Annotated in this window: 22 protein-coding genes and 1 other annotated feature; of the genes, 9 read left to right on the forward strand and 13 right to left on the reverse strand. The window is 48.4% G+C overall.

Annotated features, from left to right (window positions below; translation table 11 throughout):
• Positions 1-4 precede the first annotated feature (4 nt).
• A complete protein-coding gene (arcA, locus tag WH277_RS25130) occupies positions 5-721 on the reverse strand; it encodes a two-component system response regulator ArcA (protein WP_133842373.1) in 717 nt (238 codons plus the stop codon).
• A gap of 647 nt (positions 722-1,368) precedes the next feature.
• Here arcA and WH277_RS25135 point away from each other — a divergent pair.
• The 6 genes from WH277_RS25135 to thrC all read left to right on the forward strand — a co-directional run bounded on the left by WH277_RS25135 (position 1,369) and on the right by thrC (position 7,096).
• Entirely contained in the window at positions 1,369-2,049 is a 681-nt protein-coding gene (locus WH277_RS25135; protein WP_133842729.1) for a tRNA/rRNA methyltransferase, read from the forward strand.
• 13 nt (positions 2,050-2,062) lie between these two features.
• Entirely contained in the window at positions 2,063-2,233 is a 171-nt protein-coding gene (locus WH277_RS25140; RefSeq protein ID WP_159336866.1) for a hypothetical protein, read from the forward strand.
• A 24-nt stretch (positions 2,234-2,257) separates the two neighbouring features.
• The gene (gene thrL / locus WH277_RS25145; protein ID WP_105594825.1) at positions 2,258-2,329 is read left to right on the forward strand and encodes a thr operon leader peptide; all 72 of its coding nucleotides are present in this window, start codon (positions 2,258-2,260) and stop codon (positions 2,327-2,329) included.
• Positions 2,265-2,386: a sequence feature (Thr leader region), on the forward strand. Its footprint overlaps the gene before it by 65 nt.
• Positions 2,387-2,411: 25 nt before the next feature.
• Positions 2,412-4,874, forward strand: a complete 2,463-nt coding sequence (gene thrA, locus WH277_RS25150; protein ID WP_133842372.1) for a bifunctional aspartate kinase/homoserine dehydrogenase I — start codon at positions 2,412-2,414, stop codon at positions 4,872-4,874.
• Between the two features lie 2 nt (positions 4,875-4,876).
• Positions 4,877-5,806 carry a homoserine kinase gene (thrB, locus tag WH277_RS25155; protein ID WP_133842371.1) on the forward strand — a complete coding sequence of 310 codons (930 nt, stop codon included), beginning with the start codon at positions 4,877-4,879 and terminating at the stop codon, positions 5,804-5,806.
• Positions 5,807-5,809: 3 nt separating this feature from the next.
• Positions 5,810-7,096: a threonine synthase gene (gene thrC / locus WH277_RS25160; RefSeq protein ID WP_339507306.1), complete on the forward strand. Its 1,287-nt coding sequence runs from the start codon at positions 5,810-5,812 to the stop codon at positions 7,094-7,096.
• A gap of 52 nt (positions 7,097-7,148) precedes the next feature.
• Here the strand turns inward: thrC and yaaA are convergent, their stop codons facing one another.
• Positions 7,149-7,919 (reverse strand): peroxide stress protein YaaA, encoded by a 771-nt coding sequence (yaaA, locus tag WH277_RS25165; protein WP_339507307.1) that lies wholly within the window; start codon positions 7,917-7,919, stop codon positions 7,149-7,151.
• A 259-nt stretch (positions 7,920-8,178) separates the two neighbouring features.
• On the opposite strand from yaaA, the gene tal reads away from it, so the two are divergent.
• Positions 8,179-9,132, forward strand: coding sequence for a transaldolase (gene tal / locus WH277_RS25170; RefSeq protein WP_133842368.1), 954 nt, complete (start codon positions 8,179-8,181; stop codon positions 9,130-9,132).
• 118 nt (positions 9,133-9,250) lie between these two features.
• Here the strand turns inward: tal and WH277_RS25175 are convergent, their stop codons facing one another.
• The 11 genes from WH277_RS25175 to WH277_RS25225 all read right to left on the reverse strand — a co-directional run bounded on the left by WH277_RS25175 (position 9,251) and on the right by WH277_RS25225 (position 20,614).
• Positions 9,251-9,520 (reverse strand): colicin immunity domain-containing protein, encoded by a 270-nt coding sequence (locus WH277_RS25175; RefSeq protein WP_227536418.1) that lies wholly within the window; start codon positions 9,518-9,520, stop codon positions 9,251-9,253.
• A 491-nt stretch (positions 9,521-10,011) separates the two neighbouring features.
• Positions 10,012-10,512 carry a YrhA family protein gene (locus WH277_RS25180; RefSeq protein WP_339507308.1) on the reverse strand — a complete coding sequence of 167 codons (501 nt, stop codon included), beginning with the start codon at positions 10,510-10,512 and terminating at the stop codon, positions 10,012-10,014.
• A gap of 10 nt (positions 10,513-10,522) precedes the next feature.
• Positions 10,523-11,557 (reverse strand): HNH endonuclease, encoded by a 1,035-nt coding sequence (locus WH277_RS25185; protein ID WP_339507309.1) that lies wholly within the window; start codon positions 11,555-11,557, stop codon positions 10,523-10,525.
• A 358-nt stretch (positions 11,558-11,915) separates the two neighbouring features.
• The gene (locus WH277_RS25190; RefSeq protein ID WP_159336870.1) at positions 11,916-12,404 is read right to left on the reverse strand and encodes a hypothetical protein; all 489 of its coding nucleotides are present in this window, start codon (positions 12,402-12,404) and stop codon (positions 11,916-11,918) included.
• Entirely contained in the window at positions 12,401-13,177 is a 777-nt protein-coding gene (locus tag WH277_RS25195; protein ID WP_339507310.1) for a hypothetical protein, read from the reverse strand. The genes WH277_RS25190 and WH277_RS25195 overlap by 4 nt, the downstream gene beginning before the upstream one ends.
• Before the next feature lie 988 nt (positions 13,178-14,165).
• Positions 14,166-14,414: a hypothetical protein gene (locus tag WH277_RS25200; RefSeq protein ID WP_133842365.1), complete on the reverse strand. Its 249-nt coding sequence runs from the start codon at positions 14,412-14,414 to the stop codon at positions 14,166-14,168.
• Positions 14,415-14,416: 2 nt separating this feature from the next.
• Positions 14,417-15,013, reverse strand: coding sequence for a hypothetical protein (locus WH277_RS25205; protein WP_238337034.1), 597 nt, complete (start codon positions 15,011-15,013; stop codon positions 14,417-14,419).
• A 708-nt stretch (positions 15,014-15,721) separates the two neighbouring features.
• Positions 15,722-16,603: a fimbrial protein gene (locus tag WH277_RS25210; protein ID WP_166653705.1), complete on the reverse strand. Its 882-nt coding sequence runs from the start codon at positions 16,601-16,603 to the stop codon at positions 15,722-15,724.
• Between the two features lie 387 nt (positions 16,604-16,990).
• A complete protein-coding gene (locus tag WH277_RS25215; RefSeq protein ID WP_339507311.1) occupies positions 16,991-19,291 on the reverse strand; it encodes a fimbria/pilus outer membrane usher protein in 2,301 nt (766 codons plus the stop codon).
• A gap of 2 nt (positions 19,292-19,293) precedes the next feature.
• Positions 19,294-19,983, reverse strand: a complete 690-nt coding sequence (locus tag WH277_RS25220; protein ID WP_339507312.1) for a fimbrial biogenesis chaperone — start codon at positions 19,981-19,983, stop codon at positions 19,294-19,296.
• Between the two features lie 34 nt (positions 19,984-20,017).
• Complete coding sequence (locus WH277_RS25225) at positions 20,018-20,614, reverse strand: fimbrial protein (RefSeq protein ID WP_133842358.1); 597 nt, start codon at positions 20,612-20,614, stop codon at positions 20,018-20,020.
• 434 nt (positions 20,615-21,048) lie between these two features.
• On the opposite strand from WH277_RS25225, the gene mog reads away from it, so the two are divergent.
• A complete protein-coding gene (mog, locus tag WH277_RS25230; protein WP_133842723.1) occupies positions 21,049-21,636 on the forward strand; it encodes a molybdopterin adenylyltransferase in 588 nt (195 codons plus the stop codon).
• A 128-nt stretch (positions 21,637-21,764) separates the two neighbouring features.
• The gene (locus WH277_RS25235; protein WP_133842357.1) at positions 21,765-23,069 is read left to right on the forward strand and encodes an MFS transporter; all 1,305 of its coding nucleotides are present in this window, start codon (positions 21,765-21,767) and stop codon (positions 23,067-23,069) included.
• Positions 23,070-23,285: the final 216 nt, after the last annotated feature.

Genomic DNA, 23,285 nt, shown 5'->3' on the forward strand with positions numbered 1-23,285 from the left:
AAACTTAATCCTGCAGATCGCCGCAGAAGCGGTAACCTTCGCCGTGGATCGTGGCGATGATTTCTGGTGTATCCGGTGTGGATTCAAAATGCTTACGGATGCGGCGAATGGTCACGTCGACGGTGCGATCGTGTGGTTTCAGTTCACGTCCGGTCATTTTTTTCAGCAAATCAGCACGGGTCTGAATCTTGCCTGGATTCTCACAGAAGTGCAGCATGGCGCGGAATTCGCTGCGCGGCAGCTTATACTGTTCGCCCTGCGGGCTGACCAGTGAACGACTGTTGATGTCCAGTTCCCAGCCGTTAAAGCGGTAGGATTCAACCAGCTTACGCTCTTCGCTGACCGCGGCCAGATTCATGGTGCGGGACAGCAGATTGCGTGCGCGAATGGTCAGCTCACGCGGATTAAACGGTTTGGTTATGTAGTCATCGGCGCCGATTTCAAGACCGAGGATCTTATCGACCTCGTTATCACGGCCGGTGAGGAACATCAGTGCCACGTTTGCCTGCTCACGCAGTTCACGTGCCAGTAACAGGCCATTTTTGCCTGGCAGATTGATGTCCATAATGACCAGATTGACGTCATTTTCCGTCAGTATCTGGTGCATTTCAGCGCCGTCTGTAGCTTCATAAACCATGTAGCCTTCGGCTTCAAAAATACTTTTGAGCGTATTACGAGTAACTAATTCGTCTTCAACGATAAGTATGTGCGGGGTCTGCATGTGTTCGCTACCTAAAATTGCCAACAAAATCGAAAACAGGACATACGGCTGTTGGCGCTGGCTACACCTGGTGTTCAGAGCCAGTAGCAAAACAACAGCAGTACAGAATGATGTTCTTGATACACAATCCATGTACCGTCAACAACGCGGCCAACCCTTAATGATTTTTGGGTTTTGCGCAGCCATTAGGATGTATCCTGCATGCCCCGGCAGTGCCAAAACGGCGTATATCCTAACTGTATTAACAGCAACATAACAGCACAGGCAACAACCATCACGCAATAAAACAACGCTTAGTTGACTTATATCAAACCAATTGTAGCACGTTAACACTTTTGTGAAAAACTCTTCCCAGATTGGCAGGTTAGCTCACAAATACCCCCTAAAATGCGCTATTTAATGCAGAGGGTTAACAGTCGGGTTACGGCACACATTAATAAATGTTAATTAGTTGATAATATGAGTGTTATTGTAATGAAGCCTGTTTTTCGGTGGGTTATCAAGAAAAAATAGGTTTATCATTCGATTACGGCGATTTAAATCAACCCACCAGGGTGTTGATAATATGTTAAATATTGCCGGATGTTTTTTCCACTGTGGGGAAGGCATCATCAACATTGTGAATTTATCTCTATATGAAGGTGGTTATGCGTTTTCCTTTTATCCTTGTCTCTCCTGCGCGTGCTGAAAATGTCGGTGCGGCGGCCCGTGCCATGAAAACCATGGGATTTAGCGAACTGCGTATTGTTGACAGCCAGGCGCACCTTGATCCGGCAGCGAGACGCGTTGCACACGGGGCGGGTGACATTCTGGATAATGCCAGCCACTGGGCATCACTTGAGGCAGCATTAGCCGATATTGATTTTAGTATTGCCACCACGGCACGTTCTCGCGCGAAATTCCGTTACTATGCCACGCCGCAGGAGGTGCAGCAGGTACTGGAAGAGAAGCAACGCTGGACAGGCAGTGTGGCGATGATCTTTGGGCGCGAAGACAGCGGCTTAACGAATGAAGAACTGGCGCAGGCCGATTTGTTGACGGGGATTCCGATGGCGGGTGATTATCCGTCGCTGAACCTGGGGCAGGCGGTGATGGTCTATTGCTATCAACTCTCGGCATTGCGCCAGGTGAGCGCGCAGACGGAACCTGCTGCGGACGTTGAACAACTTGCGGCGCTCCGCCTGCGTGCGCAATTTTTGTTGCAGCGGCTGGACGTCGCCGGGGATGAAAAGCTGGCAGACTGGTTGCAGCAACGTATCGGTTTGCTTCAGCAGCGAGATACCGCCATGTTGCATCGACTGCTGCATGACATAGAAAAAAAGCTGTAGAGAAAAACGCTGGATGAAGCATGAAAAATGGTGTGATTTACTGCCATTTTTTCATAGCGTAACAGAACAGATCGGCAAGGAAGACGAAAAGGGTCTGACGACATCGCCGGGAAAAAGAGGCCATTCGATAAAAAAATTGACTTGGCTGGCACTTTGCTTTAATTCTGAAAGCCGACAGATTTAACAGACAGATAAAAGATAAATCTCAATGCGTAAAAACAGCCTGATTACCACAATCATTATTACCACCACCATTACCACAGGTAACGGTGCGGGCTGACGCATACAGGAAAAATCAAAAAAAAGCCCGCACCTCAACAGTGCGGGCTTTTTTTTCGGCAAAAATTCAGGAGAGCTTGAACATGCGAGTGCTGAAATTCGGTGGAACCTCGGTAGCCAATGCGGAACGTTTTCTGCGTGTGGCTGACATTCTGGAAAGTAATGCAAAGCAGGGACAGGTTGCTACCGTATTGTCCGCGCCAGCGAAGATTACCAATCACCTGGTGGCGATGATTGAAAAAACCATCAGCGGGCAGGATGCATTGCCTAACATCAGTGACGCTGAGCGAATCTTCGCCGAGCTGTTACAGGGGCTGGCTGAAGCACAGCCTGGCTTTGCTTTTGACAAGCTTAAAGGCGTCGTTGATCAGGAGTTCGCTCAACTGAAGCAGGTATTGCACGGTATTGCACTACTGGGGCAGTGCCCGGATAGCGTCAATGCCGCCATCATTTGCCGGGGGGAAAAGCTCTCTATCGCCATTATGGAAGGGCTGCTCCAGGCACGCGGCTATGGCGTCAGCGTGATCAACCCGGTGGAACAGCTACTGGCCGTAGGTCATTATCTCGAATCCACTGTCGATATTCCTGAGTCTACTCGCCGCATTGCCGCCAGCCAGATTCCCGCAGACAACATGGTGCTGATGGCAGGCTTCACCGCCGGCAACGAACGGGGTGAGCTGGTGGTGTTGGGCCGTAATGGTTCCGACTACTCAGCGGCCGTGCTGGCTGCCTGCCTGCGCGCTGATTGTTGTGAAATCTGGACTGACGTCGATGGCGTATATACCTGCGACCCGCGCCAGGTGCCGGACGCGCGACTGCTGAAGTCGATGTCCTATCAGGAAGCGATGGAGCTTTCTTACTTCGGCGCCAAAGTGCTTCATCCGCGTACCATTGCCCCGATTGCCCAGTTCCAAATCCCTTGCCTGATTAAAAATACCGCCAACCCGCAAGCACCCGGCACCCTGATTGGTGGCGATGGCAGCGATGAGGACAACCCGGTGAAAGGCATCACCAACCTGAATAATATGGCGATGTTTAACGTCTCTGGCCCGGGAATGAAAGGCATGGTGGGCATGGCCGCCCGCGTGTTTGCGGCCATGTCACGCAGCGGTATCTCTGTCGTGCTGATCACCCAGTCCTCTTCGGAATACAGCATCAGCTTCTGTGTGTCACAGAACGATCTGGCCCGTGCGCGCCGCGTGCTGGAAGATGAATTCCATCTGGAATTGAAAGACGGCCTGCTGGAGCCGCTGGACGTGATGGAGCATCTGGCTGTGATCTCCGTCGTGGGTGACGGCATGCGCACATTGCGTGGTATCTCTGCGAAATTCTTCTCTGCACTGGCGCGCGCTAACATCAATATTGTGGCGATTGCCCAGGGGTCGTCCGAACGTTCGATCTCTGTGGTGGTGGATAACGATGAAGCGACCACCGGCGTGCGCGTGGTACATCAGATGCTGTTTGCCACTGACCAGGTGATCGAAGTTTTTGTCATCGGTGTTGGTGGCGTGGGGGCGGCATTGATCGAGCAGTTGCATCGTCAGCAAACCTGGCTGAAGAACAAACATATTGATCTGCGGGTATGCGGCATTGCCAACTCGCGCGCATTGCTGACCAACGTCCACGGCATTCCGCTGGGCAACTGGCAGGATCAGCTAAAAGCTGCGAAAGAGCCGTTTGATCTGGGTCGTCTGAATCGTCTGGTGAAAGAGTATCATCTGCTGAACCCGGTGATCGTTGACTGTACGTCAAGCCAGCAGGTCGCCGATCAATATGCCGATTTCCTGGCTGACGGTTTCCACGTTGTGACGCCGAACAAAAAGGCCAATACCTCGTCTTACAACTATTACCAGCAAATGCGTGCCGCCGCGGCGAAATCGCGTCGTAAGTTCCTCTACGATACCAACGTCGGGGCCGGTTTACCGGTGATCGAGAACTTGCAAAATCTGCTTAACGCCGGCGATGAGCTGATTAGCTTCTCCGGTATTCTGTCCGGTTCACTGTCGTTTATATTCGGCAAACTGGATGAGGGGGTGTCACTGTCCGATGCCACCCACATGGCGCGTGAGATGGGCTTTACCGAGCCGGATCCGCGTGAAGACCTTTCTGGGCTGGACGTGGCACGTAAGCTGCTGATCCTGGCGCGTGAAGCGGGCTATCAGCTGGAGCTGAGCGATATTGAGATCGAAGCCGTATTGCCACCAGAGCTGACGGCGATTGCGGATGTGGAAACGTTTATGGCACGCCTGCCGGAACTGGATGCGGAGTTTGCCGCGCGTGTTGCCAGCGCCCGTGAGGCGGGTAAAGTATTACGCTTCGTGGGAGCGATTGAAGAGGGCGGAGCGTGTAAAGTGAAAATCGATGCCGTTGACGGTAACGATCCGCTGTATAAAGTGAAAAATGGTGAGAATGCGCTGGCGTTCTACAGCCGCTATTACCAGCCGATTCCGCTGGTGTTGCGCGGTTACGGTGCCGGTAATGATGTGACCGCGGCGGGCGTGTTTGCCGATCTGTTACGTACTCTGTCGTGGAAGTTGGGAGTTTAATCATGGTTAAAATTCATGCCCCTGCCTCAATTGGCAACGTCAGCGTTGGCTTTGACGTCCTGGGGGCTGCGGTGTCGCCGGTTGATGGCACCCTGCTGGGCGACTGTGTGACCGTGGAAGCCGCCGACGAATTTAGTCTGCACAATGAAGGCAGTTTTGTTAGCAAGTTGCCGGCAAACCCACAGGATAATATCGTTTATCAGTGCTGGGACCGTTTCTGCGAAGCGATTGGCAAGCGCGTGCCGGTTAAGATGACACTGGAAAAAAATATGCCGATTGGCTCCGGCCTCGGTTCCAGCGCTTGCTCGGTGGTGGCTGGTTTGATGGCGATGAACGAACACTGCGGTAAACCGCTGAATGATACGCAGCTGCTGGCGTTGATGGGCGAGCTGGAAGGGCGTATTTCCGGCAGCGTACATTATGACAATGTGGCCCCTTGCTTCCTGGGCGGCATGCAGTTGATGCTGGAAGAGAACGGCATTATCAGCCAGGAAGTGCCAGGCTTTGATGACTGGTTATGGGTGATGGCTTACCCGGGAATTAAAGTGTCCACCGCCGAAGCCCGTGCGATCCTGCCTGCGCAGTATCGTAAAGAGGACATTATCCGGCACGGTCGCTATCTCGGCGGCTTTATTCACGCCTGCCACACGCAGCAGCCCTTGCTGGCCGCCAAACTGATGCAGGATGTGATTGCGGAACCGTACCGCACCAAATTGTTACCGGGCTTCAGTGAAGCCCGTCAGGCCGCTGCGGATATCGGCGCACTGGCCTGCGGTATTTCTGGCTCTGGCCCAACGCTGTTTGCAGTGTGCAATCAGCTGGATACCGCACAACGTATGGCAGACTGGCTCCGCCAGCACTATCTGCAAAATGATGAAGGCTTCGTCCATATTTGCCGTTTAGACACGGCAGGCGCACGCAAACTGGGATAACGCATGAAACTCTATAATCTTAAGGATCACAATGAGCAGGTCAGCTTCGCCCAGGCGGTGAAGCAGGGGCTGGGTAAACAGCAAGGCCTGTTCTTTCCACTGGAATTACCTGAATTCGAACTGACTGACATCGATGCGATGTTGGAAATGGATTTCGTGACCCGCAGCAGCAAAATCCTGTCGGCTTTTATCGGCGATGAGATCGACGCTCATCAGCTGCATGAGCGCCTGAAAACGGCATTCACCTTCCCGGCACCGGTCGTAGACGTCACTGACGATATTGCCGCGTTGGAGCTGTTCCACGGCCCGACACTGGCGTTCAAAGACTTCGGCGGTCGTTTTATGGCGCAGATGCTCTCTTATGTCAGCGGTGCGGATGAGAAAATCACCATTCTGACGGCAACCTCGGGTGATACCGGCGCTGCTGTGGCTCATGCCTTCTACGGTATGGAAAACGTGCGTGTGGTGATCCTCTATCCTCAAGGCAAAATCAGCCCGTTACAGGAAAAGCTGTTCTGCACCCTGGGCGGCAATATTCAGACCATCGCGATTGACGGCGATTTCGATGCCTGTCAGTCACTGGTTAAGCAGGCATTTGACGATGAAGAGCTGAAGAAGGCCATTGGCCTCAACTCCGCAAACTCCATCAACATCAGCCGTCTGCTGGCGCAGATTTGTTACTACTTTGAAGCCGTGGCGCAACTGCCTCAGGAAAAACGTAATCAGCTGGTGATCTCTGTGCCAAGCGGTAACTTTGGCGACCTGACAGCTGGTCTGCTGGCGAAGTCACTTGGCCTGCCAGTGAAACGTTTTATTGCTGCCACTAATGCCAATGACACCGTGCCACGCTTCCTCGTCAATGGTGAATGGGCGCCGAACATGACCGTTGCCACCTTGTCGAATGCGATGGATGTCAGCCAGCCCAATAACTGGCCGCGAGTGGAAGAGATCTTCCGTCGCAAAATCTGGCGCTTACAGGATCTGGGTTACGGTGCCGTTGATGACGAAACCACCAAAGCCACTATGCGCGAGCTGGCCGACCTTGGCTATCTGTCTGAGCCTCATGCGGCGATTGCTTATCGCCTGCTGCGCGATCAGCTTCAGGACGGTGAGTTTGGTCTGTTCCTGGGGACGGCGCATCCAGCGAAATTTAAAGAGAGCGTGGAAGCGATCCTTGATCAGAAGCTGCCTTTACCGGAAGCGCTGGCCGAGCGCGCGGATCTGCCGCTGTTGTCGCACAACATGAAAGGTGAGTTTGCGGATCTGCGTGAGTTCTTACTGAAGAAATAATTCGATACGCAGGGGCGAGGCATGCCTCGCCCTGGGTCAGGCGTGCCTGACCCTACTCGTGACGTTTAAACACCAGCTCATTCCCTTTGCTCGCATCCGCGTCAAAGGCATATCCGTCCACATCAAACTTCTTCAGCTGTTCAGGCTGGGTCAGCTCATTTTCAATGATGTAACGGCTCATCAGTCCTCGTGCCTTTTTGGCATAGAAGCTGATCACTTTAAACTTGCCGTTCTTCTCATCGAGGAACACGGGTTTGACGATCTCAGCGTTCAGCAGCTTCGGCTTCACGGCTTTGAAGTATTCATCGGATGCGAGGTTAATCAGCACCGAATCCCCTTGCTCTGCCAGTGCGGCATTCAGCGCATGAGTCAGCTTATCGCCCCAGAAGCTGTAGAGGTCTTTGCCTACCGGGTTGGCCAGTTTAATCCCCATTTCCAGACGATAAGCCTGCATCAGGTCCAGCGGGCGCAACAGGCCATACAGGCCGGAGAGCATACGCAGATGCTGCTGGGCAAAATCAAATGCGGCTTCGCTAAAGGTTTCTGCCTGTAATCCGGTATACACGTCACCTTTGAAGGCAAGGATCGCCTGGCGGGCATTGTCCGGGGTGAAGTCAGGCTGCCAGTCATTAAAGCGTTCAGCGTTCAGTACGGCCAGTTTGTCACTGATATGCATCAGCGAGCTGATATCAGCCGGAGAGAGTTGACGCGCCACGGCGATCAGCTTCTGCGACTCGTCCAACAGCATGGGCTGGGTATAACGTGTTGTCGCCAGCGGGCTTTCAAAGTCCAGCGTCTTCGCCGGAGAAATTACCATTAACATGCTCGCGTCCTTGTATTTCATTATCGGAAAAAGAATCTGCGCCTACTGTAGCAAAAAAGTGAGGTCGGGTGACGAATCGCTGCCATTGGTGACTGATGACGACCGGACAATCCCCAGAGAAAAAAGGGCTTTATGACGGCAGTTTTATCCGGTTGTGGCGTGATGATTTACGCCCCTTGCATGGTGAGGTACGCGTGCTATCATCCGGGGCAGACATTTTCAACACCCTGACAAATCAACTTTGATGAGAATGACAACTATGACGGACAAATTATCTTCCCTGCGTCAAGTCACTACCGTTGTTGCTGATACTGGCGACATCGCAGCGATGAAACTCTACAAACCGCAAGATGCAACCACCAACCCTTCTCTGATCCTTAGCGCTGCACAGATTCCTGAATACCGTAAGCTGATCGACGAAGCGGTGGTATGGGCGCGTGAGCAGACCAGCAACAAAGAAGAGCAGGTGTCTTACGCTGCCGATAAGTTGGCTGTGAACATCGGCCTGGAAATTCTGAAACTGGTCCCTGGCCGTATCTCTACCGAAGTGGATGCCCGCCTGTCTTACGACACCGAAGGCAGCATCGCGAAAGCACGTAGCCTGATCAAACTGTATAACGATGCGGGTATCAGCAACGATCGCATCCTGATCAAACTGGCCTCCACCTGGCAGGGGATCCGTGCTGCAGAACAGCTGGAAAAAGAAGGCATCAACTGTAACCTGACGCTGCTGTTCTCCTTCGCTCAGGCGCGTTCTTGTGCCGAAGCGGGTGTGTTCCTGATTTCTCCGTTTGTAGGCCGTATCCTCGACTGGTACAAAGCCAACACCGATAAGAAAGAATATGCGCCTAACGAAGATCCAGGCGTGGTGTCGGTGACCGAGATTTACGAATACTACAAACAGCACGGTTATGAGACTGTGGTGATGGGTGCGAGCTTCCGTAACGTTGGCGAGATCATTGAGCTGGCGGGTTGCGATCGTCTGACCATCTCTCCAGGCCTGCTGAAAGAGCTGGCTGAGACTGAAGGCAGCGTTGAGCGTAAGCTGGCCTACAGCGGTGAAGTTAAAGCCCGTCCGGCTAAAATGACCGAATCTGAGTTCCTGTGGCAGCACAACCAGGACCCAATGGCAGTACAGAAACTGGCTGAAGGCATCCGTAACTTTGCCATCGACCAGGGCAAACTCGATAAGATGATTGCCGATCTGCTGTAATTGATCGCGTGGCCGGGAAACCGGCCACTGTTTTTGTTTTTGATCTCTATATGAATGCTTAACACATCAACCTTAATATTGATGGCGATAACAATTTTTAACCAATATTGATCCCTTATTATGTAATCAAATTTCCTGATTGAAGTTTTAGTCTGGCGACCTCTTCAAGCAATTCTTTTTCAGTTAAATCACCAGCGTCAATAAGTTCGGGATCAGAGCAGTACGCATCTACTGCAGAAAAAACAGAATCAAAATAGCGTTGCGTGTTTTCATCTGATTTTTTAACGTTGTCAGCATCTCTGTAGCATCGCCATTCTTTTAGATAACTCACTTCGAAATCTGATGCTGAAATATTCCTGGAGAGAAAAGAATCAATCAGCGCAATCATCTTCGATTCATATTGATTAAAAAAATTGCTATTTCCTTTAAGGTCAATACGTTGCTGAGTGGATAGCTTCCATCCTGAAATGAATGAGCCATCTGGTTTGTATATAACATCAAGGTTGGTTTCAGTATTATAGTCATAATTCCTTCCCAAATGGGGGGAGAGATTAAGTTTCGAATGAGTTATTAATCGGGGTGTTTTTCAGAAATATATCTTAAAAGAGAAGATGTTTTTTTAGGTTATAATCGGTAAATTTTTCCTTTCTTTTAGCTTTCAATAGTTTCTTATAGTCATCTTCCAACTGGAAAATATATAGCTGTGTTGGTTTATTATATGGGCTGTAAATAGAATCTGATGGAATGTTCCAGTGAAAATTCGCTTCCAAAGGGGAGCTATCTACACCTATTTTTTTAACTCCCCAAGGGTAGTTTTAATAATTTCTTCTAGTTTATAAAATTCTATATTCATGTAATCCATTTCAGATTATTATCTCTCTACTTCACCGTTTCTATAATTTCATTTAGAAAATTATAAAAATTATCATGGCTGCTATAAATGTTTTCTGTCCCGATTCTGTCGCGGATTTGAAATTGATTTTTTGAGGTGTCGTAGGTGAAGACGGAGGTGCCGTCCTCGCCCAGTACTAGTCTTTCCGCAAGATCGGGGTTGATGAAGTCATCATTGTGTCGATAAAAATCATTTATTATAAAAAAATTCTGTGATGAAGGTTCAATATTATTGAAACCATATAAAATCATTCCACTAAATTCAAAACCATCCATTATCTTCAGGAAATCTACAAAGTCAGGATGGGATTTCAGGAGTTCAGCCGCTTCATCAATCAACTTCTTCATTTCTTTTGATAGATGATCGTGAGAGGTATGATTGATTAAATCGTTAAGGAAAATGGGATCAATCGGAGATGCAGCTGGAAAATTAAACTTGGCCATCAGGAGTTGTAAGTTTTTTACTAATGCAGTCGTCTTTTTATTCATGATAGTGTTCTCAATGGTTTAGATATATTATACCCGAAGGTATAACCCAGGAAACGATCTTACTTTCTCCTGGTTTTATCCCTCTTGTGGTAGATGTTTGTAAGTTTGTTAATACCTTATGATAAGGTTCATTTTTAATCAAAATTAAGTTTTCAAAGTTATTGGAACCACTATCATCTAAAGGATACTTATGATGGACTTGCCATCCTTTGGGAACAGTGCCGTTTTTTATTGCTTCAAGTTCAGCACCAGAAAATTTTTTTAATAATTCAGGTCTGCTTGATATTTCGCTGAGGAATTTTTTCCTTATTGTTTGATTGAATTCTTTTCTTAATAACATTGTTTCATCTGGGCTTCTTTTTGTATATTTTATTTCTATTTTGTTTATGTTTTCCAGTACACTGACTTCCCCTCTTAATTTACCTGAGTAACTATTCAGTTTTTCGAGTGTTTGGGAGGTACGTGCCTTTTTAGCTAATAGAACAGACGCAGCTGCAATCATTGAACCTGACGTTTTTTCGTTCAGTATCTGGTCATATCCCTTAACCGCATCGCCCCCCAGCTGCTCTGCCGTTTTCCTGAATCCTGCGACATTTCCATTATACACACCACCGGCGGCCAGCAGTCGCCCGGCTGCTTTGCTGTTGAGCATTTTCCCCGGTGGGGATTGCTGGCCGGAGTCACCGATATAATGCTTTTTCAGGGTGGGGGCGGGTTTTGTGCCGTGATGACGTTTCAGACACTGTTCATAGGCTCTCCTGACTGCCTGCTCGAACGGTGAGTCGCGGAGATCCCTGGAACCGCCATAAACCAGATTGCTCTCTGCATCGAAATAGAATGGATGGTAAAAAGCATCCCAGCGTTCTGAAGTATCAATGCCGATAATACGACCCCTATTGAGGTCGCACTCTGTGGCATTATAAATAGGATCGTAGCCACTTATGCCTGAGTATTTGTCGGAAGGGTTAAAGCGATCGTTATTGGCGGATTTCCGCTGCGGGAGATCGCCTGATACGTCTTGTCTCTCATAGCGCCGATAATCCATTTCATAATAAATCCGGGCATTGTCGAATTCTACACGGGGCGTCTGAACGAACTGAAAATCCCGTGGAGAAAGTCGCCTTCCGGCATCCTGTGCCTGATATAAACAGAACATGCATCCTCGCTTGTTTATCCATAAACAATGCAGGAATGTTCATCTATTTTGTGTACGAAAAGCAATCGCCTTTTATCCATTCTATGTTCCTGCGGCAGCACCACCAGGCCCCAACAGCATTACAGAAACGAGTTAAAGGGATTCGTAATGTCCTTAGCTAAATAGCTGCTCTCTCTAATGAAGATACATAACATTTAAACATCTAATGAAGTTATCGCTCTATCACTTTGCCCATAGCTTTCTTACATTAAAGATCAAGAATAAACAAACCTGATAATTTAATTATGCTGTTTACCTCTTCTAGTAAATGGACTTTGTTTTTTAACATGTAAAAAGAATGTGTTAGGTCATATCCCGTCATAACATATAAACCTAAATTATAAAATAAAAAACCACATAACGGTTTTTCCTTCATAGCATTAGATAATGCTAAATTATATTTTCCATCGGAAACCTCGTCCTGTATCACTCCATCTATCAAAATGGAAATATTTCCGACTGATAAAATATACAACCGATTGTATAACTCAAAAAATTTGCTACTGATACTATTGAACTTTTTTTCTTTCATTGGGTCATTTTTTACATCCGAGTAACAAATGAGATCTTCATTATTATATTCATCAGGAGTCAAATAATGATCGAAATTCGACACGTTAAATGTGAAAAATAACTCTTGTATTGCAATGTTATCATCGAAATCGATTTTTTTAATTACTTCACTTAAATGTCTCATTTTCTTAACACACTCCCATTTTTGTCTAACGTCGCAATTCTGTTACCATTTTTATCTAACAACTTCCAAGAACTTCCGCCGTATGAATTATTACCTGCTCTATCTGGAGATATTTTCCAGCCAGTTTTCGGATCGACAAATTCCCCTTTGCTACCTGAAACAGCCTTACGTTGATTAAACGTACTAAGATCTATCTGGTCACCTTTTTCAAGTTCAGACTTGTAATCTTTTTTAGGTTCTTCTGGCTCAAAACCACCCGGCGTTCCAGTTCTCGAACCACCAATCGCTGCTTTCTCCGCATCAGTCAGATCTTTCGCCACATTCGGGGCTTGGGATTTCTCTGCCTTGTTCCGCGCTTCAACGATTGAAGGGCCATCAGTGATAACATCCGTATCGACCCCAACCTCTGGGCCTTTCAAAGCTTTATCAAGTTCAGACGTTAACTTAGTGTTAGCATCCTGAACAATTTTATCCCCTGGACTTAGCGGCAACCCTCGGGATGGCACCAGGACAGGTTTTTGTAAAAGAAGGCTGTTTTTATCGACTAAAGAGCTGTTTAATTTCCCTCGTGTTAGAGGACTACGGGCCGTTTTAGCTAAAAGGACAGACGCAGTTGCAATCATTGAACCTGAGGTTTTTTCGTTCAGTACCTGGTCATATCCCTTAACCGCATCGCCCCCCAGCTGCTCTGCGGTTTTCCTGAATCCTGCGACATTTCCATTATACACACCACCGGCGGCCAGCAGTCGCCCGGCTGCTTTGCTGTTGAGCATTTTCCCCGGCGGGGCTTGCTGGCCGGAGTCACCGATATAATGCTTTTTCAGGGTGGGAGCGGGTTTTTTGCCGTGATGACGTTTCAGACACTGTTCATAGGCTCTCCTGACTGCCTGCTCGAACGGTGAGTCGCGGAGATCCCTGGAACCGCCATAAACCAGATTGCTCTCTGCATCGAAATAGAATGGATGGTAAAAAGCATCCCAGCGTTCTGAAGTATCAATGCCGATAATCCTGCCCCATTTGAGGTTCCGTTCGGTGGCATCATAAATCGGATATATCCGTCATACTTCAAGTTGCAGGTGCGTTGGCTGCACTCAGTCACCCGAATCACTTACTCGAGTAAGCTCATCGGGATTCCTTCCCTTGCCGCCTTCCTGCAACTCGAATTATTTTGGGTATAGTAGCGACTATTGCCTGAGTACTTATTGGATGGGTTAAAGCGATCGTTATTGGCGGATTTCCGCTGCGGGAGATCGCCTGATACGTCTTGTCTCTCATAGCGCCGATAATCCATTTCATAATAAATCCGGGCATTATCGAACGCTACACGGGGCATCTGAACGAATTGAAAATCCCGTGGATAAAGTCGCCTTCCGGCATCCTGTGCCTGATATAAACAGAACATACATCCTCGCGTGTTTATCCATAAACAACGCAGGGATATTTATCTATTTAGTGTACGAAAAGCAATCGCCTTTTATCCATAACGTTGCTATCTAATCATAAACAAAATTCACTACCGCATTTGTCCTGACGATCCCACAGGAGAGTGCAATTCGGTTATAGATGTAGTACCAGGCATTCATCGGAATCGACAGTTTCTGATCTAATGGCTGATAGACTGGTAAGAAAACAGCGGGGTGGCAGTGCCCTGAGCGGTGGGTCAAAGGCTAAAAGCGTGAAGTTAGTTCCTGTGTCGGCAAACAATTTACTGTAGGCCAGACGGTAGCTCTGGCCACTATTTAAGGATTTTGCAATGTAATTTTACGATGTGGAATCGGATTTATTATACTCATCGCCGACAAGTTTTTGTTCAGCCTTTGATATTGCATCTCGAACCCATTCGACGTCCAGGACCTTTATCGTTGGAGAGAACTCAATTTTGAGCTTATCCTTCCCCTCTTCTTGTTGGACAAGAGCAATATACTCATCATCGCAATATATCTCAGCAATCAGATGCTCGTAGTCAACATCACTGGCAATAATGATTTTCAATCTACTGTTGTTTTCCATGATCATGGCTCCAAAAAACCTCTAAAACTTCCGTTTGAATCGAAGCGGCTTCCCTTCCCATCGGCTGATATAATATCAAAGCCACCAAAGCGATTACCTTCTTTTACAGTTGTACTAGGTGATTTTATGATTGAGTCTAGTATTTTCTTTCCCTGCTCATTCATTTGAGCGGGAGCGCCCCGGGCTACAGGAAATGCGCTATCTGGACGACTTCCGTGCTTCTGAAGTGCTCTACCTGCTACCGTCAGGTTACCCGACTTAACTGATGGATCAATTCGGCTTCCTGATTGAGATAATGCTTCAATAGCGAACTCTTTCCCATTGACCAAATATGCGAGTTTAGACGAGTAATTTTCTGTTTTAACAGCTTTTTCAGTTTTTACTGTTCCTTTTAAAGAATTTAATCTCGCTTTACCCAAGCCCCCTGCAATCGAAGCAACAGCAATCGCAGCGCCTTTGGTCGTCTCGTTCAGTACCTGGTCATATCCCTTAACCGCATCGCCCCCCAGCTGCTCTGCGGTTTTCCTGAATCCTGCGACATTTCCATTATACACACCACCGGCGGCCAGCAGTCGCCCGGCTGCTTTGCTGTTGAGCATTTTCCCCGGCGGGGCTTGCTGACCGGAGTCACCGATATAATGCTTTTTCAGGGTGGGGGCGGGTTTTGTGCCGTGATGACGTTTCAGACACTGTTCATAGGCTCTCCTGACTGCCTGCTCGAATGGTGAATCGTGGAGATCTCTGGAACGTTCATAAACCAGATTGCTGTCTGCATCGAAATAGAATGGATGGTAAAAAGCATCCCAACGTTCTGAAGTATCAATGCCGATAATCCGACCTCTTTTTAGGTCATGCTCGGTGGCATCATAAATGGGATATACCCGTCATACTTCAAGTTGCAGGTGCGTTGGCTGCACTCAGTCACCCGAATCACATACTCGAGTAAGCTCATCGGGATTCCTTCCCTTGCCGCCTTCCTGCAACTCGAATTATTTTGGGTATAGTAGCGACTATTGCCTGAGTACTTATTGGATGGGTTAAAGCGATCGTTATTGGCGGATTTTCGTTGCGGGAGATCGCCTGATACGTCTTGCCTCGCATAGCGCCGATAATCCATTTCATAATAAATCCGGGCATTGTCGAATGCTACACGGGGCGTCTGAACGAACTGAAAATCCCGTGGAGAAAGCCGCCTTCCGGCATCCTGCGTCTGATATAAACAGAACATACATCCTCGCGTGTTTATCCATAAACAACACAGGGATATTTATCTATTTAGTGTACGAAAAGCAATCGCCTTTTATCCATTAGTCATAGACAAAATTCACCACGGCCGTGGTTCTGACGGAACCGCTGGAGAGCATCTGCTTGTTGTAGACGTAGTACCACGCATTCATCGGTAGCGATAGTTGCGAAGGTAATGCCTGGCTGGCGGTGTATGAGAACAGCGTGGTGGCATTTCCCTGCGTGGTTTCCGACGAACTAAAGGTGAGCGGGATATTATCGCTGGCTTTTGCCACCCGGATACCCACCCCTTTTGCACCGCCGGTGACGGGGGAGGTCAGCGTGGTACTATCGGATGCAAGAAGGTTATTGCTGCTCATAAATGCCCGAAGATTACGCCCGGCGATACCATTTTTCATGCCGTCACAGCTGAAATTAAGGGTAAACGCCTTTTTCCCATTCATTGCCCCGCTGGCGAGTGAGGCGATATCGATATTGTTTAGCACCACGGTTTTATTATCATCATCGAAGCTGCAGGTGGTCACGCGCTTCACGAACCTTATCTGCAGGGCTTTGTAGTAAATATCGTAATTATGTTTTGGCCAACTCCAGTGGAAAATAAAATAGGCGAAGTCGCTGAGCATCCGGGCAATATTCTGCAGGAAAGTCAGTCCGGTACTGTCCTGAGCAAGTACAATTGGATTGATAGTGGCGATGTCACCATTAATGACCATCACGTTTTTGGTGGGAATATTGGCCAACAGCTTCAGGTTAACGGTAAAGGTGGAATCAATAGCTGAACCGTTGTTGGTACCCACTTTGGGATGAAACTCTTGCGGTGTGGGCTGCGTGACATTGACGCTGACATAAGCATCGCCGGGAAATTTTAAGTAGAGCGTGTTCTGGGAGTAGGGCGTTGAGTTATCAACCGTGTTCTTGCCACCAATAATCCCCCATGCCGGCATGCTACAGCTAAAAGTACCCGGATAAGCCGTTGTGGATGAAAACGATGCCCTGCCCGAGAGGTTTAACGCGCTGGTAGCATCGTAATACAAAAAGGGAGCATCCACGGGGGCATTCTGTATACAGTTAGCTCCTGCCCAGGAGGGTAAGAACAGTATCAAACTCAGGGTAACCACCTTGCCCGCTCTCTTGATACATCGGATGTGCGGTAGCATTTTCATTATTCTCTTCCCTGATTAGTGACAGTGATTCACATCACTGCCCAGATTGGTTTTCGGCTGGGTAATGCTGCATGTACTGTTGTCTTCCCCGGAAAAATGAACGATTACCCTGTCGGGTAGTTTTTAACTGTGGACAAACACCACGCTGCCCTGCCCGACATAACCAATTTAATTATTTTTGCTATCAGTGACCAGAGCCCCAAAGGGTAGGGGGGCGCTGTTACGATCTACCGCATGGAAAATGAAGCTTTTGCGCTGATCTGTTTCAAATTTCACATAGCTGATGGACCCGGCGTAAGGCACAACATCTTTACGGTTGCCCAGCAGCTGCACGTTATCACCGAGATTGGTGGTATCCAGCGTCATCGCATTCTTACGATAAGGTGACATGTAGGGAACCAGTGCTTTCCCCTGACGGTTAGTGATGATGGTCGCATCGCTATTAACCGCTGCATTGGCCACACCAGGAGCATCAATAATGGCAAAGGTGCTACCAACTTGATTGGCAAACAGCACGCCGCCCTGGTATGCCACCAGACTTCCCGTCATCCCCAGCCCTTCCTGGCTAAAGTTCGACGACTGGCTCCATGAAGCATTCATGGTAGTGGCCGAGGCACGATAGCCGACATTGGCATTGGTTGTGGTATTGCCGCCCCGACTGTTAGCCACGTCAACGTTATAGTTCCACTGGTTGGCCTTACCTGCGGTTCCACTCAACCCGATATCACTGTTGCTATAGTGATTCTGTGTGAAGGATGAGTTAGTCGACAGATAGATAGGGGAGTCGAATACGCTGAAGGGGACGGAGAAACCAAGGTAGTAACGCATCTCTTCACGGTTATCATTATTTCGGGTACGGCTGGCGGAAACGTTGAAGGTGACGTTAGAGAGGGTATTCGAATAGCCTACTTGATACTCCTTGTTGCTGTTTGCCTCTCCCCAATAGTTCCTTAATGTACCAGATAGGAACAGCGATCCTGCCGAGCCACCGAGGTTCTGATTCACATTGAAGTTAAAGCTGTTTTTCTGATTAATGGTACCGCTATTGGTAATCGTGTTTTTCCCGCCGTTACTTTCCCTCTGCGCCGAATCTTCCATAGTCAAAAAGCCGCTGGTTGAGTAACGGTAAGCTGCCAGCGCAAAGTTGGTTCCGGTATCGGTGAAAAATTTGCTATAAGCAAGCCGATAACTCTGCCCGCTACTGCTATCCACGTGTCTGTATGAAGCCTGACGTGCCTGAGTAACATCAAAGGACAGTGCCCCTACAGGCAGGTTCAGCCCGGTCCCTACCAGTACTGAACCGTAGTGGCTGCTCCAGATCCCTCCTGCATAGGCAGTAAAGAGATTTGTCATCCCCCTGCGCCAGGTCCCCTGTATAAAGTCGGGGTGAACGCTGATCTGAGGTATCCGCACCTGGCCCATCGCCAGGTTATAGACGTTAACGCCGGGTTTTAGCATGCCGGGAACGGAGGAATAAGGTACGGTAAAGCGTTGAATGCGCCCATCGGCCTCGTCAACTTCAACGTTAAGATCGCCCCCGGAGCCGGTTGGTAAAATATCATTAATCGCAAAGGGTCCCGGGGAGACGTTTTGCTGATAAATCGTCACGCCATTCTGAATGATTTTAACCAGGGCGTTGGTCTGCGCCACGCCGTGAACGATGGGGGCGAATCCCTGCATCGCGTCAGGAAACATCCGGATATCTGTCCCCATGCTCACGCCACGAAAGCGATAAGAGTCAAAGAGGTCAGAAGGGGTATAGCTGTCGCCGATACGTAACTGGGAGTTGATGGTGCTGATATTTCGTTGCAAATAGCGGGTGTTATTTTGCCAGTCAGACTTACCCGTTCGTGAATAGTTATAGGAGCTGTTATCACGCAGCTGCCAGTTGAGCAGATTCAGTCCGGTATTTAATGAAATATAACCATTATCTTCATTCTGATGATTGTTAGAGGCCGAATGATAGTAGTTTGCCTGATAGGAGAGTGTCAGGCCTGGGATGCCTTCACTCCAGAATTTAGGATCGATATACCCCTGCCATTTTGTGTCCATCTCCTGCTGTGGAACACTCAAATCCAGTCTCATCTGACTGGCATCAAAACTGCTTTTTATTCCCGTTGAAAGAGCATAAACGTTAAGGAATTCATTCTTTACATTTTTCGGGTTATCAATAACTTTTCTTAATCCCATTCGAGTGAATTCCTTAACGTTTATACGGATGTCTGTTAGGCTGCTAACTACTTTTGCATCATACTTCCCCTTCCAGTCGCCATTGACGTAAATGTCAATGTCATAGTTGCCTGACGGTAAATCACTGTTTGTATAAAATCGTGACAAATCAGCATGGCTGGATTTCCCTGCCAAAAAATCAGTGTTAAACGTGAGTGCATAAGAGATGTGTTGCTTTAACAGGAGGGAGCACATTAACATCAAGTGTAATGTGACCCGGTTTATTTTAAATTTAGGCATTTTTACTGAATTTTTTTCCGCGATTCAATGCTGGCGCCATAATCATTGATATAGACGATGGAGACGGAGTTTTCGCTGGAAATAGGTGCGTTTGCTTTCAGTGATTTCTGAGAAAAGGGTTCCATCATCAGACCTTTTTTTAATATATTTCCTCCCTGGTTAACTCGTACGCCTGATAATGTTAAGTAATAGGGGCTGGCATTATGAAGCGTGATGCTATCCTTCTCATGAGTAAATGTCAGTTTATCTATTATGTTTTTAGGCTTTACTTTCAGTCCGGTGGGCCGGAAAAAAAGCTTAATACGGGACCGTATTGCCAGTTGCATTACGCTTTTTCCCTTAAGGTTCTCAGGGACGGGGGTAATATCCATTATATTAATATAAAAAACCGACTCGCGATCGACTGGCAAATTCCCACCCATATAGCGCACCTTTAGCTGTTGCCCGCTATGCGCGGACACCTTTACCACCGGTGGCATTAACAGAAACGGTACTTTTGCTGTCTCAGGGGTTGAGTCAGGATCGCCATTATCAATCCATGCCTGTACCAGTGAGGGGTCAGAACCGTTATTGAGCAATTGAACTGAGATCTCTTTCCTGTCGGAAGGGTAGATCTCACGCGTCGCACTGATAATGACATTCGCGTGACACAAAAAAGGTAATAATGCAGTTAACAGTAAAATTATTCTCATGAAACAATCGCTCAATAATAGGACTTATTGAAAATTAAAGATAAGTGACGCTATACGTTACCATCGTTCTGACCGTGCCGGCCTCCGCAGGCTGAGTTCCTACTTTGTAATATTTAGCATAGAAGTTCAGCGTTTCTGGTGATGATGATGTGCCTCCCAGTTTGGTATCCAGTATCTGATTAAGTGGGATAGGCTGCGTTTCCGTATTTTGTAAAACAATAGCGACACCCACATTTCGAGGATTACCCTGAGGATCATTTTCCTGGTTGATCAGGTATTTCCCATCATTAGATATGGTGTTAGGTGATGAGAACTGCATTTGAAGATTGGGCGTCGTTGGTGTTTCCCCATTGCCCGTATTCACTATATTTGCTGATGAACAGTTGGAGAAGTCCAGTGAAAATGCTTTCTTACCAACATCAATTAACCCTTCTGACGTTCCTGCCTGTTCGGTACTTATCGGATTGAGCACGACGGAAAGGTCGGCAGAATTATTACCATTGATAGTACAGGTTGCATCTGTCACTGCACCTGTAAAATTAATGGTTCCGCCTGAAACGCTGGTTTCGGAATAGCACATTGAACTGAATATTAACGTGGGTAGTACAGTGCCAATAATGACCTTTTTCATTTTTTCCTCTGTAAGTTTTCTATTGATAAATAATCGGGTTTTTTAATTGCACAGGCCGTCCATCCTCGATTTTTCTCGTGGCTGTCGGTTGGCGATAGTTAATGCAGGGGGCGTTTATAGCAGGTGTTTAACGATAATTACTTCCTTGTGCCTGATGAGATTTCGCGAATTCTAGTGGTTTTTACTAGTTATAAATTCACAAAAAAAGCGAAATAAAATGAGTCCTGTTTTTTCTTAAATATGATGAGCCTGTGATTTTTAATCTATAGTGTGTGATTGTTCTGTTTTATTTTTCATTCTATTTCCGTTGTCATCATTAGCAAAATGTCTGTTTGCCTCTTTGCCAATATTCCTGAATTCAGTGTATTCTTGTGAAAACACGCTTACCCCCACCGGCCGTACTGATGTTGCCGGGTATGAATGGCGAGAACATAATGAATACATTACGCATAGGTTTGATTTCCGTTTCGGATCGCGCCGCAAATGGCATCTATCAGGATCAGGGATTACCGGCCCTTGAGGCGTGGCTGTCTGAGGCGTTAACTACGCCATTTGAAATTGAAAAACGTCTGGTGCCTGATGAGCAGCCGATGATTGAGCAGGCGATCTGTGAACTGGTCGATGAGTTGTTCTGCCATTTGGTGCTTACCACCGGGGGAACCGGCCCGGCCCGGCGCGATGTCACACCGGATGCGACGCTGGCGATTGCTGACCGGGAAATGCCGGGGTTTGGTGAACAGATGCGACAGATTAGCCTTAACTTTGTACCCACCGCGATCCTTTCACGCCAGACGGCAGTAATCCGTAAACAGTCGCTGGTGATCAACCTGCCGGGACAACCTAAGTCGATTCAGGAGACGCTGGAAGGTCTGAAAGACAGCGAGGGTAATACGCAGGTACATGGCATCTTTGCCAGTGTCCCGTACTGTATTCAGCTGCTGGAGGGGCCCTACATGGAGACTGATCCGAAGGTCGTAGCAGCATTTCGTCCTAAAAGCGCACGGCGCGAAACAAACAACTAAAAAATCGTTTTTTCAGGCATAAGATCCAGCGTCCACTGCTGTGGCAGAAAATTGACGGTATAGTCATCTCAGCTTTACAAACGTTAACTATACGGCTTTCTTCTGACTCTGGATTTTCGTGAATAATTATGTCCCATGATCATGCGCGTCACCTCAACCGGCACGACTACAAGACGTTAACTCTGGCTGCGCTGGGTGGCGCACTCGAATTTTACGACTTTATTATCTTCATTTTTTTCGCCAGCGTGATCGGCGACCTGTTTTTCCCTTTAGGTCTCCCTGACTGGTTGCGTCAGTTTCAGGCCTATGCGATTTTTGCTGCCGGTTATCTTGCCCGCCCGCTGGGCGGCCTGATTATGGCGCACTTCGGGGATAGCCAGGGACGCAAGAAAATGTTCAGCCTGAGCATCTTGATGATGGCATTGCCCACGCTGGCGATGGGGTTGCTGCCCACCTACGCCTCCATCGGTATTGCTGCGCCGATACTCCTGCTACTGCTGCGTGTGTTGCAGGGGGCTGCCATTGGCGGTGAAGTACCGGGTGCCTGGGTGTTTGTCGCCGAACACGTGCCGGAGAAACGGATTGGTTTTGCCTGCGGAACGCTGACCGCCGGCCTGACCTTCGGTATTCTGTTGGGGTCGCTGGTGGCAACATTGATTACCACCACCATGAGTGCGCAGGCCGTCGCTGAAACCGGCTGGCGTATTCCCTTCCTGCTGGGCGGCGGCTTTGGCCTGCTGGCGATGTACCTGCGCCGCTGGCTGCATGAAACGCCGGTCTTTCTCCAGATGAAGCAGCGTAAAACGCTTTCAGCCGAGCTGCCGTTGATCACGGTGTTATTCCGTCATAGCCATGGCGTGGTGGTGTCGATGCTGCTGACCTGGCTATTGTCGGCCTGTATTGTCGTGGTCTTGCTGATGGCACCCGCATTACTGCAAAAGTTACATGGCCTGCCCGCCGCGTTGACGCTTCAGGCGAACAGCCTGGCAACGGTGATGCTGATTTTTGGCTGTATTATTGCCGGGGCCTTGGTGGACCGTATCGGTGCTGCCACTACCCTGATAGTGGGAAGCCTGTTAATGGCCGCTTCCAGTTGGGCGTTTTTCCATGTGGCTGCGCAGTCGCCGGAATATCTCTTTATTGCCTATGCGGTCGCCGGGTTGTGTGTCGGTGTGGTGGGCGTGGTGCCGTTCGTGATGGTGAGTGCGTTCCCGGCAAAAGTGCGTTTTACCGGTATCTCCTTTTCTTATAATTTCGCCTACGCCTTTTTCGGCGGACTGACGCCGATGGCGCTGACGCTGATGCTGAAGCTGTCACCAATGTCACCTGCTTACTATGTGCTGGCACTGGCGGGGATAGGCGTTCTGGTCGGCTGCTGGCTGCGAGGTGAAGCCGGGCAACAGGCGCTATTAAAGCAGATCAGCGCACAATAACGCGCAATCATAGCGTTTTACGGGTCAGCTCAGGCTGGCCCGTTGTCTTTTTAGGGCAAAGTGAAAATTTTTTTCTCTCTCCCCCTTGATGCCGCGTTGCCCGGCCCCATCTTAGTTGGCATCCGAAGCTACGGACCTGGAAAAAAAAGCGTAGGGCGAGCAGTTGAAACTGTAAAAAATGCCCGCATTAATGGTTCATAAGCTGATTTGAATTGA

The sequence above is a fragment of the Erwinia sp. MYb416 genome (assembly GCF_037479575.1).
Taxonomy (GTDB): Bacteria; Pseudomonadota; Gammaproteobacteria; order Enterobacterales; family Enterobacteriaceae; genus Erwinia; species Erwinia rhapontici.

Coding starts and splice junctions, on each gene's coding strand:
- WH277_RS25135 (WP_133842729.1), top strand. CDS start 1,369: ATGCGTTTTCCTTTTATCCTTGTCTCTCCTGCGCGTGCTGAAAATGTC.
- WH277_RS25225 (WP_133842358.1), bottom strand. CDS start 20,614: ATGAAAAAGGTCATTATTGGCACTGTACTACCCACGTTAATATTCAGT.
- WH277_RS25215 (WP_339507311.1), bottom strand. CDS start 19,291: ATGCCTAAATTTAAAATAAACCGGGTCACATTACACTTGATGTTAATG.
- WH277_RS25220 (WP_339507312.1), bottom strand. CDS start 19,983: ATGAGAATAATTTTACTGTTAACTGCATTATTACCTTTTTTGTGTCAC.
- arcA (WP_133842373.1), bottom strand. CDS start 721: ATGCAGACCCCGCACATACTTATCGTTGAAGACGAATTAGTTACTCGT.
- WH277_RS25140 (WP_159336866.1), top strand. CDS start 2,063: ATGAAGCATGAAAAATGGTGTGATTTACTGCCATTTTTTCATAGCGTA.
- WH277_RS25180 (WP_339507308.1), bottom strand. CDS start 10,512: ATGAATAAAAAGACGACTGCATTAGTAAAAAACTTACAACTCCTGATG.
- thrB (WP_133842371.1), top strand. CDS start 4,877: ATGGTTAAAATTCATGCCCCTGCCTCAATTGGCAACGTCAGCGTTGGC.
- WH277_RS25190 (WP_159336870.1), bottom strand. CDS start 12,404: ATGAGACATTTAAGTGAAGTAATTAAAAAAATCGATTTCGATGATAAC.
- thrA (WP_133842372.1), top strand. CDS start 2,412: ATGCGAGTGCTGAAATTCGGTGGAACCTCGGTAGCCAATGCGGAACGT.
- yaaA (WP_339507307.1), bottom strand. CDS start 7,919: ATGTTAATGGTAATTTCTCCGGCGAAGACGCTGGACTTTGAAAGCCCG.
- WH277_RS25200 (WP_133842365.1), bottom strand. CDS start 14,414: ATGGAAAACAACAGTAGATTGAAAATCATTATTGCCAGTGATGTTGAC.
- WH277_RS25185 (WP_339507309.1), bottom strand. CDS start 11,557: ATGGATTATCGGCGCTATGAGAGACAAGACGTATCAGGCGATCTCCCG.
- WH277_RS25210 (WP_166653705.1), bottom strand. CDS start 16,603: ATGCCGGCATGGGGGATTATTGGTGGCAAGAACACGGTTGATAACTCA.
- WH277_RS25205 (WP_238337034.1), bottom strand. CDS start 15,013: ATGCTCAACAGCAAAGCAGCCGGGCGACTGCTGGCCGCCGGTGGTGTG.
- WH277_RS25175 (WP_227536418.1), bottom strand. CDS start 9,520: ATGATTGCGCTGATTGATTCTTTTCTCTCCAGGAATATTTCAGCATCA.
- WH277_RS25235 (WP_133842357.1), top strand. CDS start 21,765: ATGTCCCATGATCATGCGCGTCACCTCAACCGGCACGACTACAAGACG.
- tal (WP_133842368.1), top strand. CDS start 8,179: ATGACGGACAAATTATCTTCCCTGCGTCAAGTCACTACCGTTGTTGCT.
- WH277_RS25195 (WP_339507310.1), bottom strand. CDS start 13,177: ATGCTCAACAGCAAAGCAGCCGGGCGACTGCTGGCCGCCGGTGGTGTG.
- thrC (WP_339507306.1), top strand. CDS start 5,810: ATGAAACTCTATAATCTTAAGGATCACAATGAGCAGGTCAGCTTCGCC.
- mog (WP_133842723.1), top strand. CDS start 21,049: ATGAATACATTACGCATAGGTTTGATTTCCGTTTCGGATCGCGCCGCA.